General features: G+C 36.8%; 20 protein-coding genes and 1 tRNA gene. 7 read left to right on the plus strand and 14 right to left on the minus strand.

Annotation, left to right across the window (positions count from 1 at the left end; all coding sequences use genetic code 11):
* The first annotated feature begins 11 nt into the window (after nt 1-11).
* On the plus strand, nt 12-668 hold the full coding sequence (gene grxB, locus M1V25_RS03080; protein WP_498842398.1) for a glutaredoxin 2: 657 nt from the start codon (nt 12-14) through the stop codon (nt 666-668).
* 3 nt (nt 669-671) lie between these two features.
* On the opposite strand, the gene M1V25_RS03085 is transcribed toward grxB, so the two are convergent.
* The 8 genes from M1V25_RS03085 to rpsU form a co-directional block, all read right to left on the minus strand.
* Nucleotides 672-1,136, minus strand: coding sequence for a regulatory protein RecX (locus M1V25_RS03085; protein WP_498842399.1), 465 nt, complete (start codon nt 1,134-1,136; stop codon nt 672-674).
* Nucleotides 1,117-2,151 (minus strand): recombinase RecA, encoded by a 1,035-nt coding sequence (gene recA, locus M1V25_RS03090; protein ID WP_116963967.1) that lies wholly within the window; start codon nt 2,149-2,151, stop codon nt 1,117-1,119. Before recA ends, M1V25_RS03085 begins: the two co-directional genes overlap by 20 nt.
* A 334-nt stretch (nt 2,152-2,485) precedes the next feature.
* The gene (locus M1V25_RS03095) at nt 2,486-3,247 is read right to left on the minus strand and encodes an aminoglycoside phosphotransferase family protein (RefSeq protein ID WP_498842400.1); all 762 of its coding nucleotides are present in this window, start codon (nt 3,245-3,247) and stop codon (nt 2,486-2,488) included.
* Nucleotides 3,248-3,621: 374 nt separating this feature from the next.
* Complete coding sequence (locus tag M1V25_RS03100) at nt 3,622-4,011, minus strand: YcfL family putative periplasmic lipoprotein (protein ID WP_498842401.1); 390 nt, start codon at nt 4,009-4,011, stop codon at nt 3,622-3,624.
* Between the two features lie 30 nt (nt 4,012-4,041).
* Nucleotides 4,042-5,973: an RNA polymerase sigma factor RpoD gene (rpoD, locus tag M1V25_RS03105; RefSeq protein ID WP_275667769.1), complete on the minus strand. Its 1,932-nt coding sequence runs from the start codon at nt 5,971-5,973 to the stop codon at nt 4,042-4,044.
* A gap of 39 nt (nt 5,974-6,012) precedes the next feature.
* Nucleotides 6,013-7,794 (minus strand): DNA primase, encoded by a 1,782-nt coding sequence (gene dnaG / locus M1V25_RS03110; protein ID WP_498842402.1) that lies wholly within the window; start codon nt 7,792-7,794, stop codon nt 6,013-6,015.
* 9 nt (nt 7,795-7,803) lie between these two features.
* Nucleotides 7,804-8,250: a GatB/YqeY domain-containing protein gene (locus M1V25_RS03115; protein WP_116963971.1), complete on the minus strand. Its 447-nt coding sequence runs from the start codon at nt 8,248-8,250 to the stop codon at nt 7,804-7,806.
* A gap of 211 nt (nt 8,251-8,461) precedes the next feature.
* A complete protein-coding gene (gene rpsU / locus M1V25_RS03120) occupies nt 8,462-8,674 on the minus strand; it encodes a 30S ribosomal protein S21 (RefSeq protein ID WP_116963972.1) in 213 nt (70 codons plus the stop codon).
* 199 nt (nt 8,675-8,873) lie between these two features.
* Here rpsU and ylqF point away from each other — a divergent pair, with 199 nt between their 5' ends.
* Nucleotides 8,874-9,704, plus strand: coding sequence for a ribosome biogenesis GTPase YlqF (gene ylqF, locus M1V25_RS03125; RefSeq protein ID WP_116963973.1), 831 nt, complete (start codon nt 8,874-8,876; stop codon nt 9,702-9,704).
* 9 nt (nt 9,705-9,713) lie between these two features.
* On the opposite strand, the gene M1V25_RS03130 is transcribed toward ylqF, so the two are convergent.
* Complete coding sequence (locus M1V25_RS03130) at nt 9,714-10,679, minus strand: biotin--[acetyl-CoA-carboxylase] ligase (RefSeq protein ID WP_116963974.1); 966 nt, start codon at nt 10,677-10,679, stop codon at nt 9,714-9,716.
* A gap of 143 nt (nt 10,680-10,822) precedes the next feature.
* Here M1V25_RS03130 and M1V25_RS03135 point away from each other — a divergent pair, with 143 nt between their 5' ends.
* Together M1V25_RS03135 and M1V25_RS03140 are read left to right on the plus strand one after the other, a co-directional pair.
* Nucleotides 10,823-12,217, plus strand: coding sequence for an APC family permease (locus M1V25_RS03135; RefSeq protein ID WP_498842403.1), 1,395 nt, complete (start codon nt 10,823-10,825; stop codon nt 12,215-12,217).
* Nucleotides 12,218-12,287: 70 nt separating this feature from the next.
* Entirely contained in the window at nt 12,288-13,532 is a 1,245-nt protein-coding gene (locus M1V25_RS03140; RefSeq protein ID WP_498842404.1) for a dicarboxylate/amino acid:cation symporter, read from the plus strand.
* Between the two features lie 11 nt (nt 13,533-13,543).
* On the opposite strand, the gene M1V25_RS03145 is transcribed toward M1V25_RS03140, so the two are convergent.
* The 3 genes from M1V25_RS03145 to M1V25_RS03155 all read right to left on the minus strand — a co-directional run bounded on the left by M1V25_RS03145 (nt 13,544) and on the right by M1V25_RS03155 (nt 17,533).
* On the minus strand, nt 13,544-15,055 hold the full coding sequence (locus tag M1V25_RS03145) for a fumarate hydratase (RefSeq protein WP_498842405.1): 1,512 nt from the start codon (nt 15,053-15,055) through the stop codon (nt 13,544-13,546).
* A 114-nt stretch (nt 15,056-15,169) separates the two neighbouring features.
* Nucleotides 15,170-15,508 (minus strand): YraN family protein, encoded by a 339-nt coding sequence (locus M1V25_RS03150; protein WP_498842406.1) that lies wholly within the window; start codon nt 15,506-15,508, stop codon nt 15,170-15,172.
* A complete protein-coding gene (locus M1V25_RS03155; RefSeq protein WP_498842407.1) occupies nt 15,509-17,533 on the minus strand; it encodes a M3 family metallopeptidase in 2,025 nt (674 codons plus the stop codon).
* Nucleotides 17,534-17,615: 82 nt separating this feature from the next.
* Between M1V25_RS03155 and M1V25_RS03160 the strand changes: the two genes are divergently transcribed.
* The 3 genes from M1V25_RS03160 (at nt 17,616) to fabV (ending at nt 19,950) form a co-directional block, all read left to right on the plus strand.
* On the plus strand, nt 17,616-18,260 hold the full coding sequence (locus M1V25_RS03160; protein WP_116963980.1) for a site-2 protease family protein: 645 nt from the start codon (nt 17,616-17,618) through the stop codon (nt 18,258-18,260).
* Nucleotides 18,261-18,284: 24 nt separating this feature from the next.
* Nucleotides 18,285-18,656: an Mth938-like domain-containing protein gene (locus M1V25_RS03165; RefSeq protein ID WP_116963981.1), complete on the plus strand. Its 372-nt coding sequence runs from the start codon at nt 18,285-18,287 to the stop codon at nt 18,654-18,656.
* A gap of 100 nt (nt 18,657-18,756) precedes the next feature.
* Nucleotides 18,757-19,950 (plus strand): enoyl-ACP reductase FabV, encoded by a 1,194-nt coding sequence (gene fabV / locus M1V25_RS03170; protein WP_116963982.1) that lies wholly within the window; start codon nt 18,757-18,759, stop codon nt 19,948-19,950.
* Between the two features lie 59 nt (nt 19,951-20,009).
* On the opposite strand, the gene M1V25_RS03175 is transcribed toward fabV, so the two are convergent.
* Nucleotides 20,010-20,096, minus strand: a tRNA-Leu gene (locus tag M1V25_RS03175).
* 201 nt (nt 20,097-20,297) lie between these two features.
* On the minus strand, nt 20,298-21,413 hold the full coding sequence (gene tgt / locus M1V25_RS03180) for a tRNA guanosine(34) transglycosylase Tgt (protein ID WP_498842408.1): 1,116 nt from the start codon (nt 21,411-21,413) through the stop codon (nt 20,298-20,300).
* Between the last annotated feature and the right edge of the window lie 154 nt (nt 21,414-21,567).

The following is a 21,567-nucleotide window of genomic DNA, read 5'->3' on the forward strand; positions in this document are numbered from 1 at the left end:
AGAATAAAAATATGACGATGAAACTCTATCTTTATCAACACTGTCCCTTTTGTATTCGCCCACGTATTGTAGCAGGCTTTAAAAAAATTCCACTTGATCTTATTTTTCTTGCTAATGATGATGAGAAAGCACATCTGGATTTAATTGGGAAAAAACAAGTTCCCTTTTTGCAAAAAGAAAATGGTAATTTTTTAATCGAAAGTCTGGATATTTGCCAATATCTGAATAACTTTGATAGAAAGCCAATATTGAGCCAAGAAATAGTCACTACAGACACACTTATCAAACTTATCAGCGATATAAACAATACCAGTAAGTCAGTTGTTTATCCACGCTTTATTAACCATCCACAAAATCACCAAGATTTTCCAACGCAAAGTGCCAAAGACTATTTTGAACATAAAAAAGAAAAATATATTGGTTGTTTCAAAGCAAGTTTGCGCTTTCCACAAGCGTCTATCGATAAAACAACTCCATTGCTAGATGTACTCAACACATTCCTTACTCATCCATTTGCCAGCGGTGATCAACTGTCTTGGGATGATATTATGCTCTTTCCAGTCTTACGCAACTTAACCATTATTCAGGATTTAATTACCATACCTAGTAAAGTCAAGCATTACATCAAGAACATTTGCCAATTAACGGGTATTCAACCCTATCAATGAAAGCTATCCAATATCCTGTCGTAAGTTGTTGCAAGTCTGCACTGCAAGGTCCAATCCATAACCTTGACGCAATAAATATTGAATACGCTTTTGTTTATCTTTTAAATCAGTGATGGGTTGATCATGATATTTTTTCCGATAACATAGTCTAGCTTCTTTAACCCAATCGATTTCAAGTAAAGATAATACCTTGCCTAACGTCGCAGGATCCACACCTTTTTCATATATAAGTTTTTGTTGAATCCGTAGCAATCCATAATGCTTATTAAGACAGCTTGATACAACCATATGAGCATAGCGCAAATCAGACTGCCAACCGTTTTGAATAAACTCATCTAGTAACGACTCTATTTGCTCTAATGATAAATTTCCTCGAAGCTTAAGCTTTTGCTTAAGTTGTGCATACGAATAATCTTGCTTTGCTAAAAGATAAAGAAGATAAACTCGCTCAGAGTTGGTCTTTTGCATCGTTAACGACAGATTGGTTTTTAGTTACGTTTGGCAATAGTTGTTCCAAGATGGTTTTATGTAAGCTCTCTTTTATTGTCAGATTTTCTTTTAAATATGCCCGCACATTATCCTTGCCTTGACCAATACGCTCTCCATTATAGCTATACCAAGCACCTGCTTTATCTATAATATTATACTTAACACCTAAATCAATAAGCTCGCCTTCAAGCGAAGTTCCTTCACCATACAAAATATCAAAATCCGCTTGCTTAAATGGTGGAGAAACCTTATTTTTAACGACTTTCACCTTAGTCTCATTACCTAAAATTTCCTCCCCTTTTTTAATGGGACTACCACGTTTTATTTCTAAACGAACAGAAGCATAAAACTTAAGTGCATTACCCCCTGTCGTTGTTTCAGGATTACCAAACATTACACCAATTTTCATTCGAATTTGGTTAATAAACACTACCAGTGTATTAGAACGCTTGATATTGGCCGTAAGCTTACGTAAGGCTTGTGACATTAAACGTGCCTGTAATCCCATGTGTGAATCACCCATTTCGCCCTCGATTTCTGCTTTTGGTGTCAACGCAGCAACAGAATCAATTACCACGATATCAACTGCACCTGAACGCACCAACATATCAACAATCTCTAACGCCTGCTCTCCTGTATCTGGTTGCGAAACGATGAGATTTTTAAGATCAACTCCTAATGCTTCGGCATAAACAGGATCAAGTGCATGTTCCGCATCGACAAACGCGGCCGTACCACCATTTTTTTGACATTGTGCAATCGCTTGTAAAGTTAAAGTTGTTTTACCTGAAGACTCCGAACCATATATTTCAACAACGCGCCCTTTTGGTAAACCGCCAACACCAAGAGCAACGTCTAATCCAATCGAACCAGTTGAAATCACTTCAATGTCTTTGACTAAATCTGTGTCCCCCATGCGCATAATGGAGCCTTTCCCAAATTGCCTTTCAATCTGTGTCAATGCGGAATTTAATGCCTGTTCTTTATTGCTCATGACTACCCTTAATTTAATGAAACTGACGAGATAAAAATATCGACTTAATGTACCATATTATGCGTGGCGAACAAAAGAGATATAGAAGAAATCAGTGTGATTTTATATGTCATAGCTTTACAGTATTAAAATCGATTAAAATATCGTTGATTAAATCAAAAATGTCAGCGCATCGATTAGGGTGATTATTGAAGTCTGATCTCTTAAGACAATCAAGCAGAGATAATAAATTCAATAGGTTTAAAGTTCTACGCCAATTCCCAAGTAATTTAATCCCACCATCCCTCAATCCATTTAGAAAAGTAGTTTGAAACTCTGATGGCATTTTATGAGCCTATCTAAGCATGTTAGCAACATCCCATAGAACTGATCCTGAAAAAGCGAATTCCCAATCTAAAATACCAACCACTTTCCAAACACCATTAATTTTGTCTACCAAAATATTTGCTGGATCGAAATCGCCATGAACAAGATTTTTTTCGCTTTCCCTAGGGAACATATAGCTGTATTGACTAAAAATTTCGTTAATTACTGAAATCATTGCTGGCGTAAGCACAGATAAAATGGTTTCATGCTTTAAGCAATCTTGAGCAAAACTCAAATAATCATTAGATGATTCATGAGGAATAACTCTTAATTTTTTATCCAAGAATCCTGCTTGTGGAAATTCATAAGATGCAATTTTTGAAAGAATTATGCCTACCTTATAGATGATTAGGCTGATCTCATGTGAAGCATCCCTCCTTAACAAAAGATCTCGAAGAGAAATTCCTGGCATAAACTCAGTAATTGCAAAACTATACTTTTCAAGTATGCCTGTATAATACGTCAGTGGTACTGGTATATTTTGTTTTAATAATGTTGCTAATTTTTGCTCACGGTAAACCGCGTCCCTATCGCGCAAATAAAGACGCAAAATTAAAGGTTGTTTTTTATCTTCAAGTAGAAACTTGATGTTAAGGTTAGCACAACCACCAGCGGTGAACTGAAAAGAATTGAGCTTTTGGTCGGGATAGGCAAGCCGTACCATTTTTTCTATAACACCTTCTGATAATTCATGTGTAATGCTTGTTTTTTCCCAATTAGCTTTAAACATATTACAGACTCCGTTTTAAACACTAACCTACCCCGCGCATTTGAGACACTTTTGAATTTTCAACTCCATCATATTTTCCAACTGTTTTGAAGTCATGTAATTTATTGGTCAGGATAAACGGGTAATATTGTCTTTGTCTTTGTCTTTGTCTTTGTCTTTGTCTTTGTCTTTGTCTTTGTCTTTGTCTTTTAGAAATTATCAAATAAATCACTCATAATTTAACAAATACAAAAATCTTATCACTTGTTACCTTTTCTCTACAAATCAATAGATATTTGTCTCATTTACTGCCAAAATAAATTAAAATGATTGAGGTTGCAACTAATCTATAGCCATTTACATTCAGCTAGCTATTAGCTTCATACAAACTAAAGTTAAACGCGACAAAAAGAAATATTGTAGCTTGTTGCCTGTGGTGTTGGAGCACTAAATGTTATGGTTTTTTGCAAGTCTCCATACAGTTCAACTGGCGTCCATGGTTGTAACTGCCCCACATTAAATCCATTTTTATCTAGCCATTGCACCTGGTATTGAAATTGCTGGTTGGACGATTTTTTATTCTCTACGATCACTTGCCCTTGCAGCGTATCACCAGCAGAAGTTCTTGTACTTAACTGAATAGCCTTTAACTGACCAAAACCTGAGCCAAAGCTCTGTGATGTATTGGCATTTGCAGGCATGGTAATACAGCGACTTGCACATCCTGTTAATACCATTACCATCACTCCCACAAAACCCACATCCTTCAAACTTCTGACATTCATGCTAGTCTCCTGTTTTATTGACATCTTTTACTACTCAGACAAGAAACTCTTTAGCGTTTCTGAACGTGATGGATGTCTAAGTTTACGTAACGCCTTAGCTTCAATCTGACGAATACGCTCGCGTGTCACGTCAAACTGCTTACCTACTTCCTCTAAAGTGTGATCGGTATTCATATCAATTCCAAAGCGCATACGAAGCACCTTTGCCTCTCGTTCTGTCAATGTGCTTAAAATTTCTTTGGTAACTTCACGCAAACTTTCACCTGTTGCACTATCAACGGGAGAATCAGAGATCGAATCCTCAATAAAATCACCTAAATTTGAATCTTCATCGTCACCAATCGGTGTTTCCATTGAAATTGGTTCTTTAGCAATTTTCATGATCCTACGAATTTTATCTTCCGACATATCGATGTGCTGGCTTAACTCCTCTGGTGTTGCTTCTTTACCCGTCTCTTGCAAAATTTGACGTGAGATGCGATTAAGTTTATTAATTGTCTCTATCATATGCACTGGAATTCGAATTGTACGCGCCTGATCTGCAATTGAACGTGTAATGGCTTGACGAATCCACCAAGTTGCATAAGTTGAAAACTTATAACCACGCCGATACTCAAATTTATCTACTGCCTTCATCAAACCAATGTTACCTTCTTGAATCAAGTCCAAGAACTGTAACCCGCGATTAGTATATTTTTTAGCAATTGAAATCACCAAACGTAAATTTGCTTCAATCATTTCTTTCTTAGCACGTCTGGCTTTAGCTTCACCAACTGAAATACGTTTACTGGCTTCTCTTAATTCATAGATCGACATATCAGCACGATCTTCAATTAAACCAAGCTTAATTTGAATTGACTTTGCTTCTTCCAATACGTTGACCAAATCAGGGTATTTTGCAACAGCTTTATCTAACCAATCGATATCCGTTTCATGTCCTTGAAATTGATTAACAAAATATTGCTTTGGCATTTTTCCTCTTTCAACACATAAACGCATAAGCTTACGATCATACGCACGAACTTCAGTCACCAAAGCACGGATAGCATTGATCAATCGGTTTAATTGCGCACTAGTATAACGTAAACTTAAAAATAAGCTTGAAACTTGATTGAGTGCATCTTTGTAAACCTGACTGCCTGCATCCTGATCTAGCAGATAGTTAAACTTAGCTTCTAACTCAGCAAATTTTTGTGCAGCAAGATCAGGATCTGGACCTGTATCTTCCGAAGTATCTGCAACTGATGCGCTCCCTGAATCATCCTCATCTTCAGCAACTTCCTCAGTTGCCGCATCTTCCAAAGTCTCTTCAGGATTATCAAGCATAGAGCCAACATCTGTCCCTGTTGCATCAATCTCTTCACCCTCGTTAAACCCTGAAATTAAATCAGAAAATTTGACAAATTTATAAAGTAGAGTTTCTTTTTTTTCTTCATCTTCAAGTGCATTGTATTCTTCGCGCGCTACATCCATTAAGTCTTGATAACGCCCCAATAAGGACTTGATCACAAAAGGATACTCAGAAAGTGCATTAAGCACTTCTTTTGTGCCTTGCTCGATGCGTTTTGCAATTTCAATTTCCCCTGAGCGAGTTAAAAGATCGACCGAACCCATCTCACGCATATACATCCTAACTGGATCGGTGGTACGTCCAAAATCACCATCAGAAGACAGTGCTTGTACGGCATCCTCATCAGATGTGCTTTCAGCTTCCGCTTCAAGCAATAATAAATCCTCTGCATTCGGTGTTGATTCAAATACCTTAACACCGACATCATTAATCATCTGAATGACTTCTTCAATGCGCTCAGGATCAGTAATTTCATCCGGCAAATAGTCGTTCACATCAGCATAAGTCAAATAACCTTGCTCACGACCAAGCGCCAATAATTCTTTTATTCGAGATAATTGCTGTTCTTTTGTTTGATCTGACATTAAAATCTCACCTATTTTATACACCATCTTAGTTAACCATGTCATGACAACACGATCTAAAGGTAGCTATGTTTTTCGTATTTTGTGCAAAATATTTTGCATTCTTTGTTTTTCTGTCGCTGTTAAGATAGAAGTCTTTGCTTTTAATATCAGGTGTTCTAATTCATTTTGACATGCCTGCTTAATAATTTTATCTAACATCGCCACTAACTCATCAATCAACTGTGGTGCCTGAAGCTCAATCGGCAATTGCAGCAACTGATAAAAATAAGCTCGAAATTGCTCATATTTTTCAGATAACATTTGTACCAGCAGCGCAGAAGACAGCCCGTTATTTTGCCTGATTATTTTCAAAGCATCAAGTAAAATAAAATGCTGCTCCGTAACACATTCAAACTCTATTTCTTCTTTGCCTTGAAATGCTCTGTGCACTTCACTTGGCATATTAATGACGAAACTTAAAGCTTTTTCGATCAAGCTTACCTTGTTAGTATTGAGCACCCAACGCTTCATACGCTCATTATTTAGCATTTTTTTATCACTGTTTTTTTGTGCAATCATCCGTTTAAGCTGAAGAACTGAAGTATCCACCGCCTTTGCTAACTGTTGAATGATTATCTCAGTGTACGCACTTTCGGGTACATTTTTTAATATCTGCTTTAGCTCTTCGATCAACTCTGCCAAACTATCTGCACTCGACAAAGTGTATTTAGCAAGCAAGTATTGAATAAAAAAATCTGCTGCTGGAGTTGCTTCAAGCACTTCTTGTTTAAATAATTCCAGTCCAACGGCTTGAATATATGAATCAGGATCATGCTCTTGAGGCAAAGTTAGAAAACGCGCTTTTTTGTTTTGACTTAAAAATGGTAACACCATCTCAAATGCACGTAGTGCTGCATTTTGCCCAGCAGCATCACCATCAAAACACAGTATAATTTGTTCTGTGGTACGAAACAAAAGCTTAACGTGGGTCTGAGAAAGTGCAGTTCCTAAGGTTGCTACGGCAAATGGATAACCATGCTGATACAATCCTACCACGTCCATATAACCCTCAACTACTACAACTTGATCTGGATTTTTATATTGAAGTTTCAACTCATATAGACCATAAAGCTCTTGGTTTTTAAAAAAGACTGGCGTTTCTGGTGAATTCAAGTATTTAGGCTTTGCATCTTTATTGGGTAACACGCGTCCACCAAAACCAATTATTTGACCTTTGCGATTACGAATTGGAAAAATAACTCGATCACGAAAGCGATCATATGCCCCCCCTTTTTCCCTACTTACGATAAGCCCTGCTTGATCAAGCACATCTAATGAATACTGTTTGACTAGGAGATCATAAAGACTTTGCCACTTATCTGGTGCATAGCCTATCTGAAAATGTTGCGCTGTTTTTGCATTAATCCCGCGAGATTTAATATAATCAATAACTTCTGTTTTATTTCTATCGTAACGCAAACACCAACGATAATATTTACTTGCCGCTACCAAAGCTTCATAAATTTTGTTGGTTACATCAGTTTTTTGTCCGTGTCTATTTGTTGCTTCATAAGGCACCTCCAAATTCTGTAAAGCTGCAAGCTCCTCAATCGCTTCTACAAAACTCAAACCATTATAGTTAGATAAAAAATCGATCACATCACCTGAGGCATGACAACCAAAGCAATGGTAAATTTGCTTATCAGGACTGACCGAAAAAGAGGGAGTTTTTTCATGATGAAATGGACAACAGCCCATGTAGCTTTTGCCTGTTTTCTTTAGCGTTGTATATTTTGCAATGAGTTCAACAATATTATTTGCCGCTACTACTTGGTGTACAAAATCAGCGGGAATGTTCCCTTTCATTAGCACTCACTAGGATAATTGTGATTTGATCATTGAGCCAACTTTACCCATATCTGCTCGACCATTAAGCTCAGCCTTAATTGCACTCATAATTTTACCCATATCTTTGATAGATGATGCCCCTACTTCTAAAATAGCACGCTGAATAATCTCAATTATCTCATTCTCAGACAAAGCTTTAGGTAAATAGTCTTGCAAGATTTCTATCTCTTCTAGTTCCTTTTGTGCAAGCTCATCACGCCCCGCTCTTTTAAATTGCTCAGCAGATTCTTTGCGCTGCTTAATCATTTTACTCAAAATACTAATGATATCACTTTCTATTATTTCCACACGCTCATCAATTTCTTTTTGTTTAAATGCAGCTAGTGCCATACGAATTGTTGCCAGGCGATTCTTATCTTTATTCTTCATGGAGCTTTTCATATCTTCAATTAAGCGTGCTCGTATCTCAGACATTTAATAAATCCTAAGGTTATGCTTGAAAATTTTGTTAAAAAATAACTTTTGATTTTTATGCTTGTATTGTCAACTATATTCCTGCACATTGCAACCACACAGCACAAACTTACTAAAATTTACCCATTTTCTTAGTAAATTAAAGTCTCTATAAATGGATCAGCCACCTATACTCAAAAGCATAGATGGCTGTGTATTCTTTGCGTACTATCTAGCGACGGTGTGCAGCTGGATTTGAACGCATTGATTGCTTCATAGAGCGCTTAACAGCAGCGGCTTTTTTGCGCTTGCGCTCCCATGTTGGCTTTTCATAGAACTCTCTACGGCGGAGTTCAGAAACAACTCCTGCTTTTTCACAACTACGCTTAAAACGGCGTAATGCTACATCAAACGGTTCAGTTTCTCTAACACGTACTGCTGGCATACTTCTCACCTCACTTAAATGCCATGTATTACTCATGTGACCAAAATTCTTTATTTATCATAAAATCAGACGAATTTATAGCGGCACAATTCTACAATACTCATTCCTAAGATGCAAGGAAATAATGCCTCCTAACGTTTACTTCCAAAGCCAAATACGCTAATGTTGCTACTAATTTAAATTAATATCCCCCAGTTTTATGATCCACTGGTTTCCAGGGCACATGCACAAAGCCACAAAAGAGCTTAAAAAGCTTATGCCGCAAATTGACATCGCAATTGAAGTTATCGATGCGCGCGCACCAGAGGCAAGCGCTAATCCTGCTTTACATGAAGTTGCTAAAGGCAAACCTATTGTTAAAGTTTTATCTAAGCAAGACCTAGCTGACCCGATTATTACAAATCAATGGCTTAAATTTTACAATGGTAAGGCATTGAGCTTGGATATTGCTCATAATAAAAATAGCGCGCAAAGAATCATTGAAATCTGTAAACATGAGCTGCCTCATCGTGGAACAGTTTTGAAACCTATACGTGCAGTTATCCTTGGAATCCCTAACGTTGGTAAATCAACTTTAATTAACACATTGGCTAAGCGTAAAATTGCCAAAACAGGTAATGAACCTGCAGTAACCAAACAGCAGCAAAAAATTGAAATTGAAAAATATTTTTATTTAAACGATACTCCAGGCATTATGTTTCCCAGTCCTAAAGATGAAGGTTGTGGTTATAAGCTTGCTGCCATTGGCTCTATTCGTGACACTGCAATGGATTATCCGTTAACTGCTTATTTCTTACTTGAGCTTTTAAAAGAAGATTATCCCAAGCTTCTTGCAGATAGATTCAAACTTGAAACGATTCACGCAGATAGCGAGATGCTTTTATTAGAGATTGGTAAGCTCATTGGTCAACAAAATAACCACCACCATATTGCAGAGAAAATTATTCAAGACTTTCGTCAAGGACGCATTGGACGCATCTCATTAGAGACCCCAGAAAACTATTTAAAATATAGAAGTGAAGTACAATGAAGCAAAAATCTACTTCTTAACAATCGAAGCTTCACCTGATGCAAATGTTTTTATTTGCTTTTGATCACAGCAAAGCTGTAATTGACCCAGCTCATTTACTCCTTGTGCTATCCCGGTAACAAACATGTTATTGGGAAGGCTCAATGTTATCTCCTTATCTGTTAAATAATCAAAGTGATGATAATTCTCTATGAAAGATATAAATCCTGATGCTTCAAATTTTTTGAGTGTGATAATGACATCATTAGCAAGATTAATCGCTAAAATGTTGCGATCAACATATTGACCCAAGACTTCTTGTAAAGAAACCCAAGGCTGGCTAATGTTTAGGTTGAAAGACATATTCACATTAATGCCAATCCCAATAATGATCTGACTTTGGGCGTTTGATTCCGCTTTAACTTCAACTAAAATGCCAGAAAGTTTCTTCTCATTCAGATATATATCATTCGGCCATTTGATTTTGATATCAAGCTCAGTAAAAAGTGAACTTAACACTTTTGCTACACATACCGCAAGTGCTAAAGAAAGTCCCGATAGTTCTCCGATTTCTTTAGCAAGCGTAGTCTTTAACGAAAAATATAAATTCTCTGCAAAAGGTGAAATCCACGTTCGATTAAATCGACCTTTACCTTTTTTTTGATACTCAGCCAGACAAATGTGATATGGACATATTGATTCATTGTTTTGTAAATAATCATTCGTTGAATCAACGCTTACCAAACAGTCTAATTGCACATTACTATGTTGAATGTGTTCTAAAATACGTTTTTGATCTAGCAATATAAGTGGTTGTATTAACTTATAGCCATGCGCCTTGTTTGACTCAATTGCAATATGGTACTCATCTTGTAATTTCTGAATATTTTTCCACACGGCTGCGCGTGTAATATTAAGCTTATTACCGATGGTTGTTCCATCGGTATAATTTTCACAGTTAAGTTGCTTTAAAATATTTAACAAAGTGATATTCACAATCCTGCTTTACTGGTTATAGTAAATAATTTTTTTAGTATACTACAGACCACACAGCCTTTGTTGCAGATTATACTTGCTATTTATTTTTTTATGCTCAAGATAACAAATTTAAGCTCAACTGACCTTCTAAATTAAAAATCATGCAACAAAACAAAGCACTCAACGTGCCAAAACTTACCTTAATGAATATTACTGCAATTATTAGTTTAAGCTCAATTGCTTTCATGGCAACTATTGGCTTACCTTCCATCTTTTTTTATGCAATTGCAGCTATATTTTTTCTCGTACCAACTGCTTTAGTTTCTGCTGAGTTAGGCGGGATGCTAACCAAAGACAACGGTGGAGTATACACATGGGTGAAGCGCGCTTTTGGAGCAAAAATAGGACTCATTGCAATTTGGATGGGATGGTTTAACAATGTGATCAGCTTCCCTGCAACTCTTTCTGCAATTGTAGCTACTATTGCTTATATGGGGTTTGATAGCCTGCAAACCAATAAATTAACACTTTTTGTCACTATGCTTGCTATTTTCTGGCTTGTTACCTTTTTCAATTTTTTACCCATAAAAAGGATTGTCATTTTAAATGTAGTCGGTGCACTTTTTGGTATGATTTTGCCTGGGATACTACTTTTAGCTGGTGCAATTTACATGCTCGTAATTGGAGAGCACCAGGTTAATTTGACTCATTTTGAAAATTGGTTGCCTAGCATGTCATTTTTAACTTTTGCTCTTTTTGTTAAAACATTGGCAAGCTATTCTGGTATTCAAGCTACTTGTTTTCATATTCGAAATGTAGTCAACCCTAAAAAAAATATTCCTAAAGCAATGATTTTTTCTATCGTTATTATTGTTTTATTGTCATCTATATCCACTATAGCACTTGTTATTACTATTCCAAATAACAGTATTAATCCGATGAATGGTTTAATTCAAGGAATTACAAACGTACTAAATCTAGTTGGACTTGATAGATTTAGGGGGCTGATCGCATTTTTAATTGTTGTTGGGATGATCTCTGCTCTAAGCACTTGGATGCTCGGTCCTGCGCGTGCTATGCAAGAGGTAGCACAACAAAATTTACTTCCACCAGCATTCTCTAAACTCAATAGCAATCAAATGCCGGTCAATGTGCTCCTAACTCAAGGAGTTATAAGCAGCCTACTTTCTTTTGTATTTTTATTTATGCCAACTATCCAGGCTGCTTTTGCAATGCTTGTTGCTTTGACTTCACAGTTTACGGCTTTTATGTGGATTTTAATTTTTGCTGCTGCAATTCGCTTACGTTACAAAGAACCTAACACGCAACGCATGTTCCGGATTGGAAGACAAAACAATAACTTAATACTTATTGTTGTTTGTCTATCAGGAATAGTTGCTTGCTGTTGTGGCATATTCTTAGGTATCTTTCCACCTGCTTTCTCTCGTATAGAAAACCTTTTTGCTTATGCTGGGGTTATTGTTTTTGCTGATATTGTGATTATTCTCATTCCCTTTATTTGGATCTACTTTCGCAAAGCACAATTACAATTCTAACCTTGCATTTTATTTTTCTTTTAATATATTGTTTTTTTGTTTATACAAAATATTGTAAAAAGGAGAGAGAATGACTAGTAAAAAATTAACTCGTAACATTTTAATTGGTATGTTTTTAGGTGCTATTTTTGGCTTAATTCTACATCCATTTTCAAATACGTACTGGCTAGATACTTATATGACCAATGGAATATTACAGCTTATTGGTTCAATTTTTATCACTTTGATGAAGATGCTTGTTGTGCCTTTAGTACTGGTTTCTATTGTCTGTGGTGCAAGCAATGTTTCTGAACCTAAAAGCTTAGGGAGAATTGGTGGCAAGACCATTATAATTTATATTATCACTACAGCGATTGCAGTTACATTAGCTATATCAATCTCGCTTTTATTCAAAATCGGTTCAGGAGCTAACATTTCAACCGAAAACTTAAGCTTCACTGTTGCTGCACCTCAAAGCTTTATGCAAACGATTTTAAGTTTATTTACTGCTAACCCAGTAGATTCGCTTGCTCAAGGTCATATGCTGCAAATTATTGTGTTTGCACTACTATTGGGAATAGCAATTAATTTTGCGGGAGAGTCAGGGCAACGCATTAAAAACTGGTTTGATGATTTAAACGATGTGATCTTGTCTTTGGTGAGCATTATTATCATGCTTACACCATATGGTGTGTTTGCACTTATTGCAAAGCTTGTTATCACTACGGAGTTAAATAAATTTGTATATGTACTAGGGTATTTTCTTACCGTTTTACTAGTTTTAGTTATTCATTTATTTATCACAAATGGCATACTTATAGCTGTTTTTGCACGGTTAAATCCTGCCACCTTTTTTAAAAAAATGTTACCTGTACAATTATTTGCATTTTCAACTGCAAGCAGTAATGCAACTTTACCTGTTACACTTAAAACAGCCGAAAAAAGCATTGGTATTGATAATAAGGTGGCAGGTTTCACTATTCCATTAGGAGCCACCATTAACATGGATGGAACTGCTATAATGCAAGGCGTTGCAACCGTTTTTATAGCCCATGTTTACAATATTGAGCTAAGCCTTTTTTCCTATCTTATTGTAATTATCACCGCAACATTAAGTTCAATTGGCACAGCAGGTGTGCCTGGAATTGGTTTAATTACTTTGACTCTGGTCCTCACTCAGGTTGGTCTACCTATAGAGGGTATTGCACTTATTATCGGAATTGATCGTATTTTAGATATGGTTAGAACAGCGGTAAACGTAACAGGGGATGTATCTGTCACTACCGTTGTTGCTAAAACCGAAAAACAATTGGATGAATCTATATATAACAGTTAAATATTTCACTGTTATTGGATCCTTTCCACAATCTTCATTTTCCACTCTTTTGGTCCTGTTTCGTGAACGGAAGTACCTTTGCTATCCACTGCCACCATAACGGGCATATCTTCAACTTCAAACTCATAAATTGCTTCCATTCCCAAATCTTCAAATCCAACCACTTTTGCTTTGCGTATTGATTTAGAAATCAAATATGCAGCCCCCCCCACTGCCATAAGATAGACTGCTTTGTGCTTTTTAATTGAGTCAATCGTTGCTTGACCACGCTCAGCCTTACCAACCATACCAGCAATGCCAAGTCTACTTAGCATAAAATCCGTAAACTTATCCATTCGAGTTGCAGTTGTGGGTCCAGCAGGTCCCACTACCTCATTACCGACTGGATCAACAGGTCCTACATAATAAATAAATTTTCCTTTTAAATCTACAGGCAGAGTCTGACCACTTGTTACCATATCAACAATTCTTTTATGCGCTGCATCACGCCCTGTTAATAACTTACCATTAAGTAATAAAGTTTCGCCTGGTTGAAAATTTTCAATTTCGGCTTGCGTTATCGTATTTAAATTCACTCTTTTTACTTGTGAGTTATCCGTTTCTGTAATTTCAGGCCAATCATCTAAGTTTGGCACCGGGAGCTTTACAACCCCTGAACCATCTAAAGTAAAATGTACATGTCTTGTTGCTGCACAGTTAGGGATAAGCGCCACAGGTTTACACGCAGCATGCGTTGAGTATTCATGAATTTTTACATCTAAAACAGTTGTTAAACCACCTAAGCCTTGCGCACCAATACCTAGCTCATTAATTCGATGATATAACTCAGCGCGTAATTTTTCTATTTCTGTTTGTGGACCACGCGCAAGAATATCAAGCATATTGATCTCTTCACCAAGCGCTTCTTTTGCCAATAACATCGCTTTTTCTGCGGTACCACCAATACCAATTCCAATAATCCCAGGTGGACACCAGCCAGCCCCCATAGTTGGGAGCATTTCTAAGACCCAATCAACAATACTATCACTTGGATTTAATACTTTAAATTTTGACTTAAATTCAGACCCACCGCCTTTAGCAGCAAGCTCAATTTCAACCTTACAGCCATGCACAATATCAATATGGACAATTGCAGGAGTATTATCTTTTGTATTTTTGCGCGCACCATGTGGTGGGCTTACCATTGATGCGCGAAGCGGATTATCCTCGTTTAAATATGCTCGACGCACACCTTCATTGATAAGTTCTGTTATCGTTCTATCCGTACGATCAAACTTTGCATCCATACCAACTTTAACGAACGCACATACCATCCCTGTATCCTGGCAAATTGGTCTATGCCCATAAGCTGCCATACGTGAATTTATTAAGATTTGTGCAATTGCATCTTTTGCTGGCTTTGATTCTTCATGTTGATAAGCACAATACATTGCCTGCACAAAATCCTTTGGATGAAAATATGAGATAAATTGCAGCGCGTCTGCAACACTTTGGATGAAATCCTCTACTTTAATAACTGCCATATCTTTGACTCTTGCTTGTTTAACTTCGTTAAATATTCTAACAGTTATTACTACTCAGTGCGAGAATCTAACAATTTAATGGCGGGGTAATTTTAATGGTATTTGGAGGTATAATCAAAAAGCACCTTTTATCCACTCAAGTTGCCCTGCTGTAATACCAATAACATCAAACCGACACTCATAGCTTTGATATTGTTGATAACGCTGCAAGAAAACTTCTGCTGTTTTACGAATCTTGTTTTGCTTTGTATACGTAACCATTTCAAGCGCACCTCCAAAGCCAGCACTCTTTCTGATTTTAACTTCTATGAATAGCAAAGTTTCATCCATTAACCCAATAAGATCAATTTCACCTAACGGAGTAAAAAAATTCTGAATAATCAATGTAAACCCTTGCTGCTCCAAGTATTTCAACGCTGTACCTTCTGCCCTACCACCAATTTCACGACTCATTCACAAAATACCATTATATTTTAATAGTGCGTCAACAGTGGGTTGTTGACCTCGAAAAGCCTCAAATAACTCTGCTGCTGGTCTTGAGCCGCCCATTTCCAAAATATTTTGCAGAAACGACTGACCAATCTTGGGATTAATGATTTCGGCAGATGATTCAAAGACTGAAAATGCATCGCTTGATAATACTTCTGCCCATTTGTAACTATAGTAGCCTGCTGCATAACCACCTGCAAAAATATGTGAAAAACTATTTTCAAAACGATTATATTCAGGCACTTCTAATAATGAAGTCTCCTTTCTGATACTCAATAAAGTACCATGAATATCAAGCCCATCTGGCTGAACTTGATGGAGTTTCATATCAAACAATGCAAATTCTAATTGACGCAACATTGCCAAAGCAGATTGATATTGCCGAGATGCCTCCAGTTTCTTGAATAATGCTGTTGGTAGTGACTCACCCGTTTTGACATGTTTAGCAATTAATGACAAGCCTTCCCTACTCCAACAAAAATTCTCCATGAATTGACTAGGTAGCTCAACAGCATCCCATTCAACGCCATTTATACCTGATACAGGCAGATAATCTACTTTAGTCAAGATATGATGAAGCGCATGCCCAAATTCATGAAACAAAGTCAAAACATCATTATGTGTTAAAAGCGCATCCTCATTATTTTTGGGTGGCATGAAATTACACGTTACGTAGGCAACAGGAACTTGCACACTCTGATCCTGCCTTTTATAACGCGTACGACAATCATCCATCCATGCTCCATCTCGCTTATTATCTCTTGCAAATAAATCAACTAGGATCTTTCCTCTTATGTCTTTCTTTTGATCATAAAAAACATATAATGCCGTTTGTAAATGGTAACGATCCCATTCTTTGACTTCTTGTGCATGCACACCATAAAGAGACTCAATTATTTTAAATAAACCTTGTATAACATAAGGTAATGGGAAATAAGGTCTTAATTCTTCTGCAGTAAAATCATAAAGCGTTTTTTTCATTTTTTCACTGTAATAAGGCACATCCCACACTTGTAACTTGCCACTTAACCCATGCTTATTTGCAAAACTTTGAAGTGCTTGAAGTTCTTTTTGCGCCTGATGTTTAGCCCTTTGCAATAAGTCTTCTAAAAATGCCATAACTTTATCAACTGAACTCGCCATTTTGCTCTTTAATGATAACTCTGCATAATTATTAAACCCTAGTAACTTCGCCTCTTTATAACGTAATTCTATAATTTCTTGCATAATTTTAGCGTTATCATATATTGGGTTTTCCGCTAAGCTTGAAGCACGCGTAACATATGCGTGATACATTTTTTGTCTTAACGCACGGTTATCTGCTTGCTGCATGACTGCAAGATAGGTTGGTGCATCCAACCCTAAAAAATACCCTTTTTCACCTACCGATTCTGCACGAAGCCAAGCCTGTTCTAACATATCCTCTGACAAGCCCAGAAGTTCATTTTGATCAGCAGTTACATAATGCCACGCCATCGTAGCATCTAAGACATTATTTTCAAACTGACTTTGTAGTATAGAGAGCTTCGTCGCAATTACTTCAAATTCCTTACGCTTTTGACCTTCTAACTCCACTCCTGATAATTTAAAATCACGAATAACATCATGAATCGCTTTGATTTGTGCTCTGTCAAGTGAAGTATCATTTTTAAGAATATACTGATAAGCCTTAAGCAACCGCTCATCTTGTGCCGTTTGAGTTGAATATTCCGAAACTTTTTCAACACAATACTGATAAATATCTCGAAGTTCTTGTGTATTTTGTACAGCATTTAAATGCGCAATAAGTCCAAATGTTTTTGATAAACGATCATCAGCCTCTTCTAATGGATAAATAAATTGAGCCCACGTAAATTGGTTTTCCTGTAATAAAACTTCTTTTAAATCAAGACATTTTTTTAACCTAAAATCAACCGCTTCTTTTGCTTTACTAATATCAACTTTAGAAAATTCAGGTATTGCTGAATCAGTTAATAAAACGTTCTCCATTTTAAATCCTTTGCATAATTTCTTCATTCTATTAGCGCTTTATAATACACTTACTCCACCATAAGAAAAGTACCAACAGCAGATGTCTGGCAATTTAACAAATATTTTAACCCACTTTGTGATGTTTATTATCCCTATGCTTTTTGCAATTACACTTCATGAAGCAGCACATGCTTACATTGCTAAACTTTGTGGTGATCAGACTGCTTACTTGATGGGACGTGTAACTTTTAACCCTATCAAACATATTGACCCATTAGGCACTATCATCTTACCTGTTGTAATGTTTTTATTACAAACTGGTTTTTTATTTGGCTGGGCAAAACCTGTTCCTATTAATTTCAACAATCTAAAAAAACCAAGACAGGATATGATACTTGTTGCCATTGCAGGTCCTTTTGCTAATTTTGCGATGGCAATTATTTGGTTTATTTTATGGAAGTTTGTGCCAAACTTTGGCTTTAATCAAATGGCACAATATGGCGTAGCACTGAACTTAATGTTAATGGTTTTCAACCTATTACCCATTCCACCCTTAGATGGTAGCCGCGTTATCAGTGCTCTTTTGCCATACAAAGCAACTTTACAATATAATCGACTTGAGCGTTGGGGCTTCTTAATTGTTTTACTATTGCTATTCATTCCATTTGGCAATAGCAACTTATTGGCGAGCATTTTAATTCCAGTTATTAATAAGCTACTTCTTCTGATACAATTTATTTTCTAATTACTTAAACATAAAGGTTTACTTGTGCAACTTGAACTTGAAAAACCAGATACTAACGTTTATGTCAAACACTACCAAAATGGAAAAATAATATTACCACATCAAACTTATACCAATAGCATTATTATTACTCCCTCCAACGTAATCAGTGAGTGCTGGTCAATTACACATGCTTCTATGTTAACTATTGAATCACTCGAATTGCTTTTTGAACTTAATGTAGATATCTATCTTCTAGGAACAGGAATAAATGCGCTTATTCCAGCCCCTGAAATCCTAGGCGCATTTGCCCGCTTAGGCAAACCGCTTGATTTTATGGACTCTGGGGCGGCTTGCCGCACCTTTAACATTCTTGCCAATGAAGCACGTAATGTAGCTGCTGCCATTATTGCATAATGTGAGCAAGAATCCTGCTTTACCTTGGAGCAGGCTTGACTTATCACTTAGACAAAACGTATTATCACATTACTTTTAGAACATGAGCAATCGATAGATTATGATTATAAAACCAGAAGTCATGCGTGGTGGACTTGTTAAAAACCCACATCCAATAGGCTGCAAAGCTGTCGTTGAAAAACAGATTAACTATATGAAGAAAAAATCTTGCTTTAGCGATAAAAAACGAGCTCTGATTATTGGTGGCTCATCTGGTTATGGACTTGCCTCTCGCATTGCACTGGCTTATGGTGCTTATGCCGATACAATTTGTATTTCTTTTGAATCCGGCATTTCTGACAAACGTATTGGGACTGCTGGTTGGTGGAATAATATTTGGTTTAAAGAGCAAGCCGAAAAAGATGGATTAATCGCTAAGAATATCATTGGTGATGCTTTTTCAGATGAAGTCAAACAACAAACCATTAGCCTTATCAAGAAAACATTTGATGGGAAAATAGATGTTGTTATTTACAGCCTTGCCTCACCTAGGCGTACAGATCCCAAAACTGGAATCACTCATAACTCTGTACTCAAAAGTACTATTGGTGAAATTTCAGCACCAACGTTAGATTTAAACAAACAAACGATTGTGTCAGGCAAAATGCTAGAAGCTACAAAACATGACATTGATGAAACAATTAAGGTCATGGGCGGGGAAGATTGGCAATTATGGATTGAAGCATTAAAAGATGCGAATGTATTGGCTCAAAACTTCAAAACGACTGCTTATTCATATGATGGTGCCGATGCAACAGATGCCATCTACAAAAAAGGGACTATTGGTGCTGCCAAACGCCATTTAGAGAAAACCGCACTTGAGTTAAACTACATGCTACAGGGTATTCATGGAGAGGCATTTGTGACTGTTTTAAAAGCACTTGTAACTAAGGCCAGCGCTTTTATTCCACTTTTCCCACTGTATGGTTGTGCTCTCTTTAAAGTCATGAAACAACAAGGCACTCATGAAAACACTATTGAACAAATAGATCGCTTCATGCGTGACATGATGTATGGTAATAAACGTATTATTGATGAGACCCAGCGTGTGCGCTCTGACAATTTGGAAATGGATGTTAACACTCAACGCCTTACCAACGAAATTATGGCAAAAATGACTGCTGAAAACTTTAAAAAAATCAGTGACTTCGATGGATTTTACCAAGACTTTTTAGAACTGAATGGCTTTAATATAGAAGGAGTTGATTACAATCTCGCTATAGATAGCGAAGCATTAAAAACTAAACAACCTTAACTCATGCCTTAGAAGTAACCCTCTGTATTCCGCTGATGAGATATTATGAAATGATTATTTGGTGCCAGAGGCCGGACTCGAACCGGCACAGTGTTGCCACCGGTGGATTTTGAGTCCACTGCGTCTACCAATTTCGCCACTCTGGCACAAATCTGTGCTGAATTTCATATTCATAAGACCTAAGCAAGAAAATTTGAAACTACCATGTTTGTTAATCCTAATCTTTTCCAACCAGGTTAAAACAGGGCTTATTCTAGCTAAAACATAAGTGAAGTCAAACATTATTTTCTAGATTTCAACTAAAAGCCCTTAGCATATTCAACAAAACTTAAAATACATGCATTTTACTATTTAAGTGGAGGAACATTCTGCCCTAAATCACGATAGAATGCTTCAACAAACACATCAAATTGATCTTCATCTAGTGCTTTACGAATATTCTTCATTAACCTTTGATAGTAAGTAATATTATGAATGGTATTTAAACGCGCGCCTAGACTTTCCTTTGTTTTATCTAAATGATGTAAATAACTGCGACTGAAGTTTTTACAAGTATAACAATCACAATGATCATCTAAGGCAGATATATCAGTTTTATATTGAGTATTGCGAATACGAATTACACCATTTTTTACGAATAAATGTCCATTCCTTGCATTTCGCGATGGCATCACGCAATCAAACATATCTACACCTCTGCGCACACTTTCAACTAAGTCCTGAGGTTTGCCAACGCCCATTAAATAACGTGGTTTATCTTGTGGCATTTGATGTACAATATGATCCAAAACACGAATCATTTCCGCTTTTGACTCACCAACGGATAGCCCACCAATAGCATAGCCATCAAAACCTATATCTGTTAAAGCTTCAAGTGATTGATCTCGTAAGTGCTCATACATGCCACCTTGAATAATACCAAATAAAGCTGAAGGGTTATCACTATGCGCAATCTTACTTCTTAATGCCCAACGCATTGATAACTCCATAGATTTTTGTGCTTCTAGCTCAGCTGCAGGATAAGGTGTACATTCATCAAAACACATCACGATATCAGACCCTAAATCACGTTGAATTTTCATCGAAATCTCAGGGTCAAGAAATACTTTGGCACCATCTAAAGGCGAGCGAAAAGTCACCCCTTGTTCTGTGAGTTTCCTAAGTGCGCCTAAACTAAAAACTTGAAATCCCCCTGAATCTGTTAAAATAGGACCTTGCCATCGCATGAAGTCATGCAAATCACCGTGCATTTTGATAATTCCTGTTCCTGGTCTTAACCATAAGTGAAAGGTATTACCTAACAAAATCTGAGTCCCTGTCGCTTTTACATCACAAGGCGATAATGACTTTACTGCCCCATAAGTTCCTACTGGCATAAAAGCTGGCGTTTCAACCACACCACGTGCAAAGTGTAATTCACCACGACGTGCTTTAGCGCTCGTTTTTAATAGTTTGAATTTCATGTTTTATTACTGGTTCTAAAAAAGATGGCTCATAGTAGACAATTCATTCTCAAAAAGCAATTTTAAGCTGATCTAACACCAGTCTATCTTAATTAAATTTTTAAGACGGACCCAAGCTTAACCTAGGAAAACACTGACTGAAAAACCAAGTACA

It is taken from the genome of Candidatus Nebulibacter yamunensis (assembly GCF_024208055.1).
Taxonomy (GTDB): Bacteria; Pseudomonadota; Gammaproteobacteria; order Francisellales; family Francisellaceae; genus Caedibacter; species Caedibacter lacustris.

Coding starts and splice junctions, on each gene's coding strand:
- grxB (WP_498842398.1), top strand. CDS start 12: ATGACGATGAAACTCTATCTTTATCAACACTGTCCCTTTTGTATTCGC.
- M1V25_RS03085 (WP_498842399.1), bottom strand. CDS start 1,136: ATGCAAAAGACCAACTCTGAGCGAGTTTATCTTCTTTATCTTTTAGCA.
- recA (WP_116963967.1), bottom strand. CDS start 2,151: ATGAGCAATAAAGAACAGGCATTAAATTCCGCATTGACACAGATTGAA.
- M1V25_RS03095 (WP_498842400.1), bottom strand. CDS start 3,247: ATGTTTAAAGCTAATTGGGAAAAAACAAGCATTACACATGAATTATCA.
- M1V25_RS03100 (WP_498842401.1), bottom strand. CDS start 4,011: ATGAATGTCAGAAGTTTGAAGGATGTGGGTTTTGTGGGAGTGATGGTA.
- rpoD (WP_275667769.1), bottom strand. CDS start 5,973: ATGGTGTATAAAATAGGTGAGATTTTAATGTCAGATCAAACAAAAGAA.
- dnaG (WP_498842402.1), bottom strand. CDS start 7,794: ATGAAAGGGAACATTCCCGCTGATTTTGTACACCAAGTAGTAGCGGCA.
- M1V25_RS03115 (WP_116963971.1), bottom strand. CDS start 8,250: ATGTCTGAGATACGAGCACGCTTAATTGAAGATATGAAAAGCTCCATG.
- rpsU (WP_116963972.1), bottom strand. CDS start 8,674: ATGCCAGCAGTACGTGTTAGAGAAACTGAACCGTTTGATGTAGCATTA.
- ylqF (WP_116963973.1), top strand. CDS start 8,874: ATGATCCACTGGTTTCCAGGGCACATGCACAAAGCCACAAAAGAGCTT.
- M1V25_RS03135 (WP_498842403.1), top strand. CDS start 10,823: ATGCAACAAAACAAAGCACTCAACGTGCCAAAACTTACCTTAATGAAT.
- M1V25_RS03140 (WP_498842404.1), top strand. CDS start 12,288: ATGACTAGTAAAAAATTAACTCGTAACATTTTAATTGGTATGTTTTTA.
- M1V25_RS03145 (WP_498842405.1), bottom strand. CDS start 15,055: ATGGCAGTTATTAAAGTAGAGGATTTCATCCAAAGTGTTGCAGACGCG.
- M1V25_RS03150 (WP_498842406.1), bottom strand. CDS start 15,508: ATGAGTCGTGAAATTGGTGGTAGGGCAGAAGGTACAGCGTTGAAATAC.
- M1V25_RS03155 (WP_498842407.1), bottom strand. CDS start 17,533: ATGGAGAACGTTTTATTAACTGATTCAGCAATACCTGAATTTTCTAAA.
- M1V25_RS03160 (WP_116963980.1), top strand. CDS start 17,616: ATGTCTGGCAATTTAACAAATATTTTAACCCACTTTGTGATGTTTATT.
- fabV (WP_116963982.1), top strand. CDS start 18,757: ATGATTATAAAACCAGAAGTCATGCGTGGTGGACTTGTTAAAAACCCA.
- tgt (WP_498842408.1), bottom strand. CDS start 21,413: ATGAAATTCAAACTATTAAAAACGAGCGCTAAAGCACGTCGTGGTGAA.